Origin of the sequence: Tumebacillus flagellatus (assembly GCF_000714935.1) — a bacterium.
Classification (GTDB): domain Bacteria; phylum Bacillota; class Bacilli; order Tumebacillales; family Tumebacillaceae; genus Tumebacillus; species Tumebacillus flagellatus.
The window spans coordinates 315,027-328,031 of sequence record NZ_JMIR01000001.1; the positions used below are offsets into that span (position 1 = coordinate 315,027).

The window sequence follows — 13,005 nt, forward strand, 5'->3', positions numbered from 1 at the left end:
CTCATCTAAGCTTGAGTTCTCCCTGCCCTTGTTCCTTACGAGGAACCTTCAACGGATACGTAGCATTCTTGAGGTACTCTTCAACATAGTCTGCATTTTTATCCTTAAACTTCTCCATAAGGTCGGCAACAACACCGGTTACGATAGCTGCCGAAAAAGATGTACCTGACTTTGTCACGAACTTCTCCTTGTTGTCAAATGATCGAATATTAACTCCTAGTGTCACCAGGTCTGGTTTGGAGATTGCACCTGACCCTCTGCTGGAAAAACTCGTAATTCTGTCATCATCAGGAGTTAAAGTTCCATTGCTTAAGACACTGCCAACAGTCAGGACATCATCGAACGTAGCTGGAACCATAATTGTATTCTCATCTGGCCCATTATTTCCAGCAGAACATACAATTAGAATTCCAGCCGTTCGCAACAAATGGATCCACCTTGCCAGCTCTGTCTTATCATCACTCTGATGATCAGGAATCCCTATGGATATATTCACAATGTTGATCGAATACACTTTGCGATTTTCATAAATCCACTGAAGTGCTTCTTTTAAACTACTACTATCAGCTTGTAGATCTTCATCCAGCACTTTTAAAGAGATAAGATTTACATCTGGAGATAAGCCGTGCATTTGATTGTTTCCCGCAATGATGTTCGCAATGAATGTGCCATGTCCATTATCATCGTAGGGTTCGCTCTTGTTGTTCACAAAATCTCGAAACGCTTTTATTTTTGCACGGCTTATATTCTCAGATGGTTGTATTCCTGAATCTATGACTGCAACGGTAACACCATTCCCGGTCAATGATTGAAAGTTTGACGTTGAAAGACCTACATAGTCTCTTACAAGTTGGCCTTCAGCGGTCACCCCTTTCAGGTCTGAATAATTACAACCCGAAAGAAAGCAAGTTATGGCTACTAACAGGAACCGAAAACATCCTTTTGAGACTTTCATATCTGTTTCCTCATCTTCCCGTATAAAAGGTTGTCAATAAACTTCCTTCGTAGAGTGTTCTTAACGTTGTCGCATTTGTTGGAGCTGAATTACTAAATGTTTTTTTCGTAGACTCCCCAGCGATAAGACCTCTTATCTTGCTCTGCTCCTCTTCGGTAAGCGGTCGTTGCTTGGACAGCGCGGACGCTCTTCGGAATGTTAGGGATATCCTTGCTTTTTCTAATTCCGTATCTGTGAAATAACCATTGAGCAATGAAAGAGTTCGATTTTTGATGTCATTAAATTTCACCTGTTCGTTGGAGATCGAAATCAGCTCTAATATGGAGTGTGCCTGTTTGCTATCCAATACGGTCATGTCTGCTTGAACCTTCTCCAAAACCTTATGGGTCAGTTTATTTATATCGCTGGGAACCAACAATCCTAGAAGCTGAATAATTTTAACCCCCAGCACAAGGTCCTCTACAGATTTTACTGTCCCTGCCTGATCCATGTTGGAAAGATATTCAACCACAGCCTTCTCGACAATCTTACTTTCAGGCAAAACCATTTTTTCTTCGTGATAGGATAAAATGAGATAATAGACTTCTCTCAATTTTTGAGAATCCGTAATGGAGCTATTCTCTTCCACTAATACTCGGTAATTTTCTTGAAGAGTTTGGATCATCTTTTTGCGATCATAGTCAAATTTATATGCATTCGCCAACGCAATCCCATAAAAATTATCCTCAACCGAAAACTTAATATATTGGTCTGTTTTGGTGAATTCTGATTCGATTTGGTCGTACAAATAGTTTATCAGTTGTTTCTTGTATGGAAACGCATAATGAAAGTACTGGCAAATTGCAAGAACCTTATCAACATAAGGCGGTTGGATTGCATAGGCATCTGGACCGACACCAAATCCTTCAATCCCATCCCAACCTAGAAACAATTGATTCAGATAATTAGTATTTGCAGGAACCTTCATGTCAAAAAATGAACTGATTTCGATAGTTGTCTTCAGTACGTCGACAGAGCCCCAATCAGTTCCAAGTCCTTTATAGAGTTCAGATATCCAGTAGGAGAACCAAGCATGCCTATCTACATTTGGAAACTCTCTTTTCAAGGAGGCATCTGAAAACCCAAGTTTTTGCAACATAGAAATTATGATACCGCCATTGTTTACGATATTATCTTCCTTGTTTGAAAAAGTAAAAAACTCATCATTGACATACAATTTAAGCAAACCTTTTTTTATTTCCTCCAATTCCTTGGTCTGATTCATATCAATCATGGCATCTAACGCAACCGACGTAGCAAAGATTTTGTTTCTCATATCTTCATCTTTGCTGGTTTCGAAAAAGAGGCCCTCATCCGCATCGTAGTGACTGTTTATTTTTTTATAGTTATCTTCATTGTGAGTCTCCCGATGGAGTTCTTTATTTACGTGAGAAAACAAACCCACATTTTCAATTTCAGATAACCTTGAGTCGAATTCCAGTTTTCGGTATGTATCTTCTTGAAATCTTTTGACTGCTTGATCTTTGATCCCAAGCTTATCAAGAATATCCAAAGCCCAACTGGCGCTATACAGTTCTGGAGTATTCCGAAAGATACTGGAACTGCTGAAAATATCCATTTTAGAACCATGATAATAGCTTTTCTGCAGCAACTTTTGAATCTCACTTGGATTCAAATAATGCGAGTCAACTTGACTGTAATTCATACGCGTATCTGTTTCACGATTCTGCCCCGCAAAGGATACATTTTCAATTGTCATCAAGATACTAAGAACAGCAGACAACATAACAGCATATTTTACTTTCATTTCATTACCCTCTCGATTATACAGAACAGAAGGGAAAGTGAGTTTCACTTTCCCTTCTGTTCTTCTAGTTTCTAAAAGTTCTGAAGGCTGGACGCTTGAGCCAAGTAAGAAGTATTGCCAACACGATAGTTCGCAGTGGTGACATGTTGTTCGTTCGAGATCGAATAACAGTCAACACGCAGCCCGCCATAGTTTGCAGAGAAACTATAATACGTGTTAGGTGTGGTCAACGGATCCCAAGTGATCGTGGCAGATTGACTGGACTTTGTGAATGTTGCACTCCCGCTGCCCGGCCATGAAAAACTTGCGCTTCCCAAGGTTGTACAATTGCAAGAGAAGGTTTCGGTTTGTTGAATTTTGTCTGCATAGTAAGGGTTGGAACCGTAATAAAACGAATCGGAACTGCCGTCCCAAGTTACAGTGTCATCCGTCGTAGAGTCACCTTTCCCGAACCAAACAGAGTCTTTGTGGTGTGCTTTCAACTTTGAGACTCCTGCCACATAAGAAACAGTGCCATTATCAAAGTAGGTCGCTTCCTTCGTATAATAAGCACTTCTTGTGTAGCCTTGTCCAGTAATACCTGCGAGTTGGGCAAGATACGAGTTTTTGTCCAAGTAAGGTGCATTGGTAAACGTGTAATTCCCGTTTTCGTCATGCTGGAGAACTTGGAAGGATTTGTTTTGTTGAACTTTTTCCAGGTTCTTCTTCGCCTTGTCTTTTTGGATGTCTTGATTCAACTTCACGTCAGACTCCGTATATTTTCCTACTTCTTTGCTCTTTACATTGTCGTTGGCAAACGCAGCTGTAGTGAGGCTGAGCCCGAGAGCAAGCGTTACTAGGAATGAAACGAACTTCTTCAAAATGTTCACCTCATTGATGATTTTTATTGAAAGCGGCCGCATTTCAATTATTTACCTGATAAATATAACATGCAAAATTTTGGATGTCCATATGGGTTTTTGACGAAATTAGTCAAATAGTAAGACGTTTTTAGTTTTGCATGACAAACAATAACACATTATAAATATCACTGACTAGGGAGTATTTTTACAATAAAACAGCCGACCCCTTGGCGGAATCGGCTGGTTTTTTTAGAGCATTTTTTCCAAAAAGGTCTTGGCGCGCTCGCTTTTCGGTTGGGTAAAAAATTCCTCGGGCGTCGCATCTTCCACGAGGCGGCCGCCGTCGAGGAAGAGGATGCGGTCTGCCACTTCGCGGGCAAATCCCATCTCGTGCGTGACGATCGCCATCGTGATACCCGTGTGCGCCAGCGACTTCATGACTTCGAGCACTTCTTTGACCATTTCCGGGTCGAGCGCCGACGTCGGTTCGTCAAACAGCATGATCTCCGGCTCCATCGCGAGGCTGCGCGCAATAGCGACGCGCTGCTTTTGACCGCCGGAGAGCCGGGACGGGTAGACGTCCGCTTTGTCGGCGAGCCCGACGCGCGCGAGCAGGTCAAGGGCTTTTTGACGGGCTTGGTCTTTGGGGATTTTTTTGACGTTGATCGGGGCGTAGGCGACGTTCTCCAGCACCGTCATGTTCGGGAACAGGTGGAAGTGCTGGAACACCATGCCGATCTCTTGGCGAATTTTCATCGTGTCGGCTTTCGGCGCGGTGATCTCTTCGCCCTTGATGAAGACGTGCCCCTGCGTCGGGACTTCGAGCAGGTTCAGGCAGCGAAGCAGCGTCGATTTCCCCGACCCGGACGGGCCGATGATCGCGACGACTTCGCCCTTCTTGACCTCGACGGAGATGTTGTGCAGGACGTCGAGTTTGCCAAACGACTTGGAGAGGTTCTGGACGTTAATCACTGCGGCGCAATCTCCTTTCGAGCAGTTTCGCCCCGCCGGTCAAGATCATGACCATCGCGTAGTAGATCACCGCGACGAACAGCAGAGGTTCGAAATAGATGTACTTCTCCGCCGCCACCAAGTTGCCGCGGCGCAACAGGTCGAGCGCGCCGATGGTGGAGACGAGCGCGGTGTCTTTGAGCAGCGCGATGCCTTCGTTGACCATCGCGGGGAGGATGTTTTTGATCGCTTGCGGGAGGATGATGTCCCACATCATCTTGCGGTACGGAACGCCAAGCGAGAGCGCGGCTTCGCGCTGTCCTTTGTCGACCGACATGATGCCGCCGCGAATCGTCTCCGAGATGTACGCCGCCGCGTTCAGCGCGAACGTGATGACGCCGGACTGGATCGGTTCTATGCGGTAGCCGGTCAATTGCGGGACGGCGAAGTGGATCAGCGCCAGCATCACGATCAGCGGCGTGCCGCGAAAGATCGAGGTGTAGAAGACGGCAAATCCGTTGAGAATTTTGTTGTTCGAGATCTTGAACAGGGAGAGGATGACACCCCAGATCAAACCGAACAGCGCAGAGAGCAACATGTATTCCAACGTGACCCCGATCCCTTGCAAGATGAAGGGCATCGAGGGCACGATCTTGCTAAAGTCCAAATTCATGCCCTTCGGTCACCTCGTTTATTTGTTGGTGTCAAACCATTTCTTGATCAGGGTGTCGAGTTCGCCGCTGTCTTTGAGCTTTTTGAGCTCTTTGTTGAAGTCGGCGGTGATTGCCGAGCCTTTCGGGAACGCGATGGCGGAACCGGCCGCTTCCGTTTGCTCGATCGTGTTGAATTCGAGGTCGGTGTTTGCCGCGGTGTAGCCCTTGGCGACGGTGTCTTCGATGATCGCCGCGTCGATGCGGCCCGCTTTCAGCTCTTGGATGATGTCGCCGATTTTGTTCAGGGAGACGATTTGCAAGCCTTCCATCTTCTTGGCTTCCCCTTCTTGGATGGAGCCGAGTTGGACGCCGACTTTCTTGCCTTTGATGTCGGCCGGAGTTTTCAGGTTGGAGCCTTTTTTCGAGACGATCGTTTCTTTCGCTTCATAATAGATGTCGGAGAAGTCGGCGTTTTGCAGGCGCTCCGGCTTCGGGGTCATGCCCGCCATCACGAAGTCCGCTTGCTTCGCTTGCAGCGCCGGGAGCAGACCGTTGAAGTCGACGTCCTTGACTTCGAGATCGTAGCCGAGGTCTTTCGTAATCGCTTTGGCGATGTCGATGTCAAAGCCGACGATTTCGTCCGTGCCGCCGTCCGTTTTGTGCGATTCGTAGGGCGGGTAGTCGGCAGAAGTCATCAGGACGAGTTTCTTGCCGGACGTTTTGGAAGCGTCGCCGGATGCGGAGTTGTCCGAAGCGGAGCCGCAGCCAACGGCGGTCAGCGCAAGAACGGCGGTCATGGAGAGGATGGTGAGTGCTTTGAATTTGGTTTTCATCAGTGGTGTCCCCCTTGGTGCGAATTCTGAGTCGTCTATGCAGTTCCTGCGAACAGGAGCCAGAGTTGCGGTTGAGTAGTTGAAGTGTTGTGATCACCACGGATATTTATACAACTTATTGAATACCTCGTGCAAGATTGAAATTCTTCCAGCTAGCGAACTTAGCAGGGATATGCTCAGAGAAAGTCGTGATTTCTCCGGTTTGGATCGTTGCCGCGGGGAGGATAGACGCAGAACTTTCAGTCGAATATCATCCTTAGAGAAAACTCAGGATTTTCACCGTCAAACATCAGGGAATCCTCCGAGTTCCTTTCATGAAGCCGCGGATTACAATGAAAGTGTCAAGAGGAGATGCCGATCACGAACCGGCGCTCCCCAAGACAGAATCCGTAGGGGGGAACTCATCATGTTCATGCAATGGTTGCGATCCAATAGATACGCCGCACTGCTTCTGACTCTCGTTCGGTTGTACGTGGGTTACGAATTCCTGCACGCCGGCTGGGAAAAAATCTTCGGCGAAAAACCGTTCGACGCCTCGGGTTTTTTGAAAAACGCCATCGCCCATCCGGTGCTCGGCCCGGATAAGACGGAGATCTTCCCGACCTTCACCGCTTTCTTGAAAAACTTCGCCCTGCCGCATGTCGGGATTTTTAACTTCCTGGTTCCGTGGGGCGAGTTGCTGGTGGGTCTCGGTTTGATCCTCGGCGTCCTGACCACCGCTGCCATGTTCTTCGGCGTCCTGATGAACTTCCTGTACCTGATGGCCGGCACCGTTTCGTCGAACCCGTGGGACATCTTCCTCGGCATGTTCATCCTCGCGGCAGGCTACAACGCCGGGATGTTCGGCGGCGACTACTGGGTGATTCCGTGGGTGCGCGGGCTGTTTAAGCGCGGAGGCTCGGGTTCGACGGGCAGTCCGAACGCTCTGAAAGGTGCGGGGCGTCGCGCGAAGGCATAACGCGGAACAGTTTGACTAATAAAAGGAAAGACCTGAGTCCGGGAGAGAGCCGGATTCAGGTCTTTTCGTGTTCTTCGGCGCGGTCGTATTCTCGATGCGAATACGGTCAGTTCGTTTTTTTCACAAAGAAGGACAGCACGACATTGATCAACGCCAAGGCGAAGCTCACCGTCAGCGCTGTAGTCGTTCCGGTTGCAAACGCTTGCGTCGGTTCGTTTGCGACGGTTGCCAAATAACTGTTTTGTTTCGCCGATACGACGGACACCATCACGGCGATCCCGACGGCGCCCATGACTTGTTGGAACGTTCCCGTCAACGCGATGCCGTCCGGGTAGTACCGTTTCGGCAGCGCGTTTAACGTGTTGGTTTGGACAGACGCGATGACCATCCCGATTCCCAACATCATGACGATATGCACCGGGACGAGCATCCACAAGGACGTGTTCACTCCCAATTGAGTAAAACACGCGTACGCGATCGCGATGCAAACGGTCCCCGGCAAAATCACCGCTTTGGGGCCGTACTTGTCAAACAGACGTCCGATGACCGGAGCCAGCACACAGTTGAGCAAACTGCCGGGCAACAGCACAAGCCCCGTGGCAAACGCGGTGATCAGCAACGACACCTGCATGTACATCGGCAAAATGACCAGCAAAGACAACATATTGAAGAACGTGATCGAAGTGATGATCAACCCGACTACGAACATCGGATAGCGAAACGCTTGTAAGTTCAACGTAGGCTGTTCCATCTTGGTCTGCCGAATGCCAAATGCGACCAATCCCAGAGCCCCCAGAACAAGCGAAGTGAGCACCGTAGTGCTCGTCCAGCCGAGTTCCCCCGATACGCTAAACCCGTACACGATGCCCCCAAACCCGATCGTGGAAAGCACGACCGACAGAACATCGATCGACACGTTGCGAACTTCGTTGACGTTTGGCAGATAGATCGATCCAAACACAAGCGAAAACAACAAGAACGGCAACGTCAGCCAAAAAATCCACTGCCACGACAACGTGTCCAAGATCAGCCCCGCCAAGGTCGGCCCCAAAGCCGGACCCGCCAGCATCACCAACCCCATCAAGCCCATTGCGCCCCCGCGCTGTTGCGGCGGAAAGACGGTGAAAATCACGTTTTGGGTCAGCGGCAACGCAATCGCCAACCCCATGGATTGAATGATGCGCGCCACCAACAAAACACCAAATACCGGAGACAGCGCCGCGATGACGGTCCCGATGAGGAACAGCGAAAGAGACGCGAAAAACATTTGTCGCGTGGTAAACTTCTGCATCAAGATCCCCGTCACCGGCACCAAAATACCCAGGGTAAGAAAGTACCCCGTCGCCAACCATTGAATCGTCGTTGCATCGACATGGAACAATCGGCTTAAATCGCCTAATGCGATATTCAGAGCCGTTTCACTAAAAAGCCCGACAAAGCCTGCCACTAAGAGCGCAGTCAATGCCGGGCCGCGTTTGATCCCCGGATTTGTTTGACTCTGGTTGTTCATGGACTCAGAACTCCTTCAGTATAGCAGGCAAGACCTGCAGGATGACTTTAAGCGGCTCGCTTGATTTTTGTGTCGTGCACAGCATGATGCCGCCTTCGATCGAAGCTGTCATCATCAGGGCGATTGCGTTCGCTTTTTCTTCCGTAAAACCGTCTGCCGCTAACTTGCCGCGGTAAATGTCTTGCATCTTGGAAAAAAGGGACGAACAAGCAACTCGAACCGATTCGCTCAGAGCTCCCATCTCGTTGACGATGCTGCTGAACGTATACCCCGTCACCGTTCCTTCCCGTTCAAACTGAGCGATCAGTTTCTCGATCATCCTCTGCACGGCGGTAAGCGTGGACGGGTTCTGCTGGAAGATCTCCACGATATCCGTCGTGATCGCTTCGTTCATCGATTGCAAACAGGCGATGAGCAGTTCTTCTTTCCCGTTTGGAAAATGGTGATAGAGCGCGCCCTTCGTGATGTTGCAGGCTTTCAAGATGTCGTTGAGCCCCACCGCCTTGTATCCATGTTGTTGAAACAGTTTCGTTGCGTTTTCAATCATCAGCGCTTTTGTATCCATTTCTATGTGCACCTCCAACATACCGACCGGTCTGTTTGTATGATACCAAAAAAATTTCTTAGGATGCAAGCAGATTTTCAAAAGAAAAAACCTCCTATCATCGGTATAGGAGGTGACACGACTCTGTGAAGATTCCCGTCGATCTCAATTGAATAAAAAGCCGAACGCATCCGGGGCGAGTTCCTTTTTGTCAACCTCTCGCTTGCCATCTCGAAATTCATCACTGGCCTCCACTCCTGTGCAGGGCCTGCAGAGCGGCCTCCTCATCCTTCAGAAAAAACACCTGACGTCCTTGGTTGCACTCATAGATAAAATCTCGCAAACTCTTGCTGTTGTACGCTTCAAAGTCTCCTACGAGCGCGATTTGTACCCCGTAATTGGTGAATTTCTGCAAAATATCACCGGCGAGCCGGGTCTTTAGATCAAAAAAATCTTCCGCAACATTCGACTGATGGACGATGATCTTGTGGCATTCATGGTCATATCTCAACACAGCCATCAGATCGAGCGCGCTTTGGACATCGCCGAGCAGAATCTCGGAACTTTTTACAATCGCGACTTTGGAATCCCCTTTTTGGTCGATCGTTACGTTCATTCGATTGCCCCCTTGTGACGTAAGAATTTCAGATCATTATAACAGATTTATGATGTGTGCGGCTTCATCAGCGACCTGAGAAGAGCCCAAATCACGTTTGTATAAAACAATGTTTAAAGAAATATTTCATAATTAACGAAAAAATCTATTGAATTATCAATTCGCAGACGATATAGTAGAGCCATCGGAAATTATTTTAAATAAGTAATAGCAATAATGACAAGAAAACTAAATGAAAAAGTGAGGATTTCAACTATGGAGAAAAAATGGTTCGCCGCTTCGCTCGCTCTTCTGCTGACTGCGACCGTGTCCACCGGTACTGCGCATGCAGCGTCTGCAAATGACCAGAAGGGCAATGGAAGCTCCGCCAAGCCTGTCCTTGTGGATCGTTACGAGGCACCGGGTACGCCGAACGCTTCGGTCTCCACGCAAAGAGCTTCGCTTGACGGCGTATCTTGCGTGTGGGACCCGGTGACCGATCCCGGTTACCACACCCAAACTTGCTACAGCAACACAACGTACGATGTGGTCAGCAGCCGCATCTTGCAATATGACGCGTTGCCGCTGACAGACCAGACGCCGCTGATTTCCGTCGCCAAAGGTCAAACCAAGACCCTCAGCACGTCTCAAACCAAATCCAGCACGGTCACGACCAAAACCACCGTATCTCTTCCGGTTCTGAAGGTGATCAACTTGACTCTGACGCGAACGGAAACCGGCACGGTAACGGAAACATACTCCACCACGACGCTGTACACCGGTCCGGACGCTTCGTCCCCGTACAACACCCGCACCTACTGGAGCGCGGTCACGAATGACTTGTACGAATTGACGGTGCAACAAAACGACCACTACATCGTGTACGTCTATGCCAACGACGGTTCCCAATACCCGACCTACTCGTACGTCAAAGATGTAGGAGTTTCCCGAGATGTCGTTCAGGCGTACAAACCGATCATCGTGACCTACTCCACCGATCAAAACGTTTACTAAGATCATCATTTCAAATTGAAAGAGAGGTACTTTCACATGAACGCGCAAAATTTTGTCAACCGGTTCACTCTCCTGACTTTTTCCGCGGCACTCGTACTCGCCGGCACCGGAGCTGCCACGCCGAAATCCGCCTCTGCTGCTTCTGATGAAGTATGCTATTCCCAATGGGAGGGTGAGTCCACGTACGTCACCCGATGCTCGGGAACGAACTATGACGTGGTCGGCAAAACCCTCGTGCAGGCGGATTACACCCCCGTGATGAATCAAAACTTCCTCATCTCGGTTGCCAAGGGTCAAACCCAAACCCTGAGCTCCTCCAAAACGGTCGAGCACAAAATCGAGACGAGCCTCAACGTCAGTCTGAATACGAAGCTGTTCGGCAAGATCAGCCTCGCGACGCTCGGCACGTCCACCGGCACCACGACGACCCTCTACAACACCACAACCGTCTACACCGGCCCGGAGTTGAGCTCCCCCTACAATTCCCGCAAATATTACGCGGGCGAGATCTTCGACCTGTACAACGTCACCATCCATGAGTACAACTACACCACCGAGTACATCGATTTCTACGATTCGAACGGCGCTCTCTTGCACAGCGGCATGCAGACCTACACCTCAACCGATCACGGTACTTATAACGAGCAAGTCAAAGTTCCGCGTCCTGTTGAGTACACGGTGGATGCTTACTACTAGGAGAAAACTCCGATTTCGTCCTTGCGTTTCAACCGCACTTCCTGGTCGAGATTCCCCTCACGGATTTGCTCACCTGCTTGCTTCGCTGTTTTATGAGGCAGCCTACGCGCTCCATGGCTTGTTCGAATTGAACTGTCAAACGATGCCCGAAGAGACCTGCATCTGGTATTTGCCGGACGCAGGTCTTGTTTGTATTTGCAGGTTGTTGATTTTCGGAGAAACTCAACCAAGCAAACCAACTGTTACTTCGCCTTCGTGATAGAATTCAATGACATAATCTTCTTCCACACTCAAAACCCATATATCCGATGACACAGAGAGTACATCATCCCTGTTTAAGATCATGTCAGCTAACTCTGATTTCAGAACTGGAATGGAACGCAGAGTTTGATGGCTTTTTCCCCATTCCCTTCACGATAGTCTTCGATATTAATATGCATTCCTTTTATGGGGTCGTAATCCAATCTCCAGAACACTTTCCATCTGCCGACCTTCTACCAATGACTTTACCATCCCCCTGACTTTTGTCTAAAGTCCCTATTACCGGCTTTGCATCGGGGCCTAAACCGACAAGCTCAAACGCGAGGTTTCTTGCTTGTTCGTATGTCTCCACTTGAGGTAGAGTCACATCACGCCCCACCTCTACGCCAGCGTGTAACCCTCTAGCTATTTCATAGATGTATTTGAGTCCCTTATCTGTTTTGATTGCCTTGCCACCTAACTTAACGAACCCTCCACCAACAACTCCTGCAAGTGACAAGCCTCTCTCAACCCAGGTTAGGTCATCACCTGTTCCTTTTTAGTCAACTGTTTTAGTATCGCAATTCCACATTTTCATTAAGATAAAATTATAGTCAGTTTCGATCTCTTCGTCTAAACAAAAGTAAGCGTAAAACTGCGCCCACCTATTATTTGGATAGCCAAGAGCATGAGATAATCCTTCTCAGAACACATCCGAGGAGGGTTTTTTCATGGCTCAGCCGGAGATCAAAAAGACTTTGGAAGCCCGAATCGCGGATTTTCGAGCCAGCGGTCTAAGCGGTTCCCAATGGTGTGAACAAAATCAAATAGCTACCTCTCAGTTCTATTACTGGAAGCGCAAGCTCATGAACATGACTGCGCCCTCTTCTCAATGGGTAACTCTCCAAGTACAACCTTCCTCGCTTAACGATCCCTCTTTGTTCGTGACCGTTGGCCCAGCGGTTATCGAGGTCAAACCTGGCTTTGACCGTGATCTATTTTCAGATGTCGTGCGTACCCTACAGACCCTATGCTAAGTGATATTCAAGTAGAAAGAGTCTTCCTAGCTTGCGGCAGCACAGACCTCCGCAAGTCGATTGACGGCTTAGCCGCCCTGATCCAAGTCGAGTTTCAGCTTGACCCACTCTCTCCCAGCCTTTTTGTCTTCTGCAATCGTCAGCGTGACAAGCTCAAGATTCTCCACTGGGAACATAACGGATTCTGGCTCTACTATCGCCGCTTAGAGCGTGGGACTTTTCAATGGCCAAACAGCACGACCTCGTCTCCTTTGCAAATTGGGTGGCGCGAGCTACGTTGGCTACTTGACGGGCTTTCTCTTCATCAATCGAGTAGGAGGGGGTGGTTAACCCCCGTCCTCTCACACCACCGTACGTACCGTTCGGTATA

Annotated in this window: 16 protein-coding genes; 5 read left to right on the plus strand and 11 right to left on the minus strand. The window is 48.7% G+C overall.

Annotated elements, in window-relative coordinates:
* Position 1 precedes the first annotated feature (1 nt).
* The 6 genes from EL26_RS23275 to EL26_RS25980 all read right to left on the minus strand — a co-directional run bounded on the left by EL26_RS23275 (position 2) and on the right by EL26_RS25980 (position 6,041).
* Positions 2 to 955 (minus strand): S8 family serine peptidase, encoded by a 954-nt coding sequence (locus EL26_RS23275; RefSeq protein WP_052035853.1) that lies wholly within the window; start codon positions 953 to 955, stop codon positions 2 to 4.
* 10 nt (positions 956 to 965) lie between these two features.
* Positions 966 to 2,762: a hypothetical protein gene (locus EL26_RS01500; RefSeq protein WP_038083611.1), complete on the minus strand. Its 1,797-nt coding sequence runs from the start codon at positions 2,760 to 2,762 to the stop codon at positions 966 to 968.
* A gap of 71 nt (positions 2,763 to 2,833) precedes the next feature.
* Positions 2,834 to 3,622 carry a hypothetical protein gene (locus tag EL26_RS01505; RefSeq protein WP_152559134.1) on the minus strand — a complete coding sequence of 263 codons (789 nt, stop codon included), beginning with the start codon at positions 3,620 to 3,622 and terminating at the stop codon, positions 2,834 to 2,836.
* Between the two features lie 231 nt (positions 3,623 to 3,853).
* Positions 3,854 to 4,576 (minus strand): amino acid ABC transporter ATP-binding protein, encoded by a 723-nt coding sequence (locus tag EL26_RS01510; protein ID WP_038083615.1) that lies wholly within the window; start codon positions 4,574 to 4,576, stop codon positions 3,854 to 3,856.
* Positions 4,569 to 5,228: an amino acid ABC transporter permease gene (locus tag EL26_RS25975; protein ID WP_038083617.1), complete on the minus strand. Its 660-nt coding sequence runs from the start codon at positions 5,226 to 5,228 to the stop codon at positions 4,569 to 4,571. The genes EL26_RS01510 and EL26_RS25975 overlap by 8 nt, the downstream gene beginning before the upstream one ends.
* A gap of 18 nt (positions 5,229 to 5,246) precedes the next feature.
* The gene (locus tag EL26_RS25980; RefSeq protein ID WP_202962836.1) at positions 5,247 to 6,041 is read right to left on the minus strand and encodes a transporter substrate-binding domain-containing protein; all 795 of its coding nucleotides are present in this window, start codon (positions 6,039 to 6,041) and stop codon (positions 5,247 to 5,249) included.
* A 406-nt stretch (positions 6,042 to 6,447) separates the two neighbouring features.
* Here EL26_RS25980 and EL26_RS01525 point away from each other — a divergent pair, with 406 nt between their 5' ends.
* Positions 6,448 to 6,999: a DoxX family membrane protein gene (locus EL26_RS01525; protein WP_052035854.1), complete on the plus strand. Its 552-nt coding sequence runs from the start codon at positions 6,448 to 6,450 to the stop codon at positions 6,997 to 6,999.
* A gap of 106 nt (positions 7,000 to 7,105) precedes the next feature.
* On the opposite strand, the gene EL26_RS01530 is transcribed toward EL26_RS01525, so the two are convergent.
* The 3 genes from EL26_RS01530 to EL26_RS01540 all read right to left on the minus strand — a co-directional run bounded on the left by EL26_RS01530 (position 7,106) and on the right by EL26_RS01540 (position 9,669).
* Positions 7,106 to 8,509: a DHA2 family efflux MFS transporter permease subunit gene (locus tag EL26_RS01530; RefSeq protein ID WP_038083620.1), complete on the minus strand. Its 1,404-nt coding sequence runs from the start codon at positions 8,507 to 8,509 to the stop codon at positions 7,106 to 7,108.
* A 4-nt stretch (positions 8,510 to 8,513) separates the two neighbouring features.
* Positions 8,514 to 9,074, minus strand: a complete 561-nt coding sequence (locus tag EL26_RS01535) for a TetR/AcrR family transcriptional regulator (protein WP_038083621.1) — start codon at positions 9,072 to 9,074, stop codon at positions 8,514 to 8,516.
* 220 nt (positions 9,075 to 9,294) lie between these two features.
* Entirely contained in the window at positions 9,295 to 9,669 is a 375-nt protein-coding gene (locus EL26_RS01540; RefSeq protein WP_038083622.1) for a DUF4180 domain-containing protein, read from the minus strand.
* 255 nt (positions 9,670 to 9,924) lie between these two features.
* Here EL26_RS01540 and EL26_RS01545 point away from each other — a divergent pair, with 255 nt between their 5' ends.
* Together EL26_RS01545 and EL26_RS01550 are read left to right on the plus strand one after the other, a co-directional pair.
* On the plus strand, positions 9,925 to 10,662 hold the full coding sequence (locus EL26_RS01545) for a hypothetical protein (RefSeq protein ID WP_038083623.1): 738 nt from the start codon (positions 9,925 to 9,927) through the stop codon (positions 10,660 to 10,662).
* 36 nt (positions 10,663 to 10,698) lie between these two features.
* Positions 10,699 to 11,358, plus strand: coding sequence for a hypothetical protein (locus EL26_RS01550; RefSeq protein ID WP_038083625.1), 660 nt, complete (start codon positions 10,699 to 10,701; stop codon positions 11,356 to 11,358).
* A gap of 222 nt (positions 11,359 to 11,580) precedes the next feature.
* On the opposite strand, the gene EL26_RS26605 is transcribed toward EL26_RS01550, so the two are convergent.
* Together EL26_RS26605 and EL26_RS25240 are read right to left on the minus strand one after the other, a co-directional pair.
* Positions 11,581 to 11,703 carry a CDI toxin immunity protein gene (locus EL26_RS26605; protein ID WP_420802044.1) on the minus strand — a complete coding sequence of 41 codons (123 nt, stop codon included), beginning with the start codon at positions 11,701 to 11,703 and terminating at the stop codon, positions 11,581 to 11,583.
* A gap of 100 nt (positions 11,704 to 11,803) precedes the next feature.
* Positions 11,804 to 12,118 carry a hypothetical protein gene (locus EL26_RS25240; protein ID WP_161780637.1) on the minus strand — a complete coding sequence of 105 codons (315 nt, stop codon included), beginning with the start codon at positions 12,116 to 12,118 and terminating at the stop codon, positions 11,804 to 11,806.
* Positions 12,119 to 12,329: 211 nt separating this feature from the next.
* Between EL26_RS25240 and tnpA the strand changes: the two genes are divergently transcribed.
* Together tnpA and tnpB are read left to right on the plus strand one after the other, a co-directional pair.
* A complete protein-coding gene (gene tnpA / locus EL26_RS01555; protein WP_038083628.1) occupies positions 12,330 to 12,635 on the plus strand; it encodes an IS66 family insertion sequence element accessory protein TnpA in 306 nt (101 codons plus the stop codon).
* Positions 12,629 to 13,005, plus strand: a 377-nt coding sequence (tnpB, locus tag EL26_RS26610; RefSeq protein WP_152559135.1) for an IS66 family insertion sequence element accessory protein TnpB, incomplete at its 3' end; no start/stop codon positions are given. The genes tnpA and tnpB, both read left to right, overlap by 7 nt.

Bases quoted from the DNA above. Each gene is read 5' to 3' on its own strand.
- EL26_RS23275 (WP_052035853.1), bottom strand. From the start codon at position 955: ATGAAAGTCTCAAAAGGATGTTTTCGGTTCCTGTTAGTAGCCATAACT.
- EL26_RS01500 (WP_038083611.1), bottom strand. From the start codon at position 2,762: ATGAAAGTAAAATATGCTGTTATGTTGTCTGCTGTTCTTAGTATCTTG.
- EL26_RS25975 (WP_038083617.1), bottom strand. From the start codon at position 5,228: ATGAATTTGGACTTTAGCAAGATCGTGCCCTCGATGCCCTTCATCTTG.
- EL26_RS25980 (WP_202962836.1), bottom strand. From the start codon at position 6,041: ATGAAAACCAAATTCAAAGCACTCACCATCCTCTCCATGACCGCCGTT.
- EL26_RS01525 (WP_052035854.1), top strand. From the start codon at position 6,448: ATGTTCATGCAATGGTTGCGATCCAATAGATACGCCGCACTGCTTCTG.
- EL26_RS01530 (WP_038083620.1), bottom strand. From the start codon at position 8,509: ATGAACAACCAGAGTCAAACAAATCCGGGGATCAAACGCGGCCCGGCA.
- EL26_RS01535 (WP_038083621.1), bottom strand. From the start codon at position 9,074: ATGGATACAAAAGCGCTGATGATTGAAAACGCAACGAAACTGTTTCAA.
- EL26_RS01540 (WP_038083622.1), bottom strand. From the start codon at position 9,669: ATGAACGTAACGATCGACCAAAAAGGGGATTCCAAAGTCGCGATTGTA.
- EL26_RS01545 (WP_038083623.1), top strand. From the start codon at position 9,925: ATGGAGAAAAAATGGTTCGCCGCTTCGCTCGCTCTTCTGCTGACTGCG.
- EL26_RS01550 (WP_038083625.1), top strand. From the start codon at position 10,699: ATGAACGCGCAAAATTTTGTCAACCGGTTCACTCTCCTGACTTTTTCC.
- EL26_RS26605 (WP_420802044.1), bottom strand. From the start codon at position 11,703: ATGATCTTAAACAGGGATGATGTACTCTCTGTGTCATCGGATATATGG.
- tnpA (WP_038083628.1), top strand. From the start codon at position 12,330: ATGGCTCAGCCGGAGATCAAAAAGACTTTGGAAGCCCGAATCGCGGAT.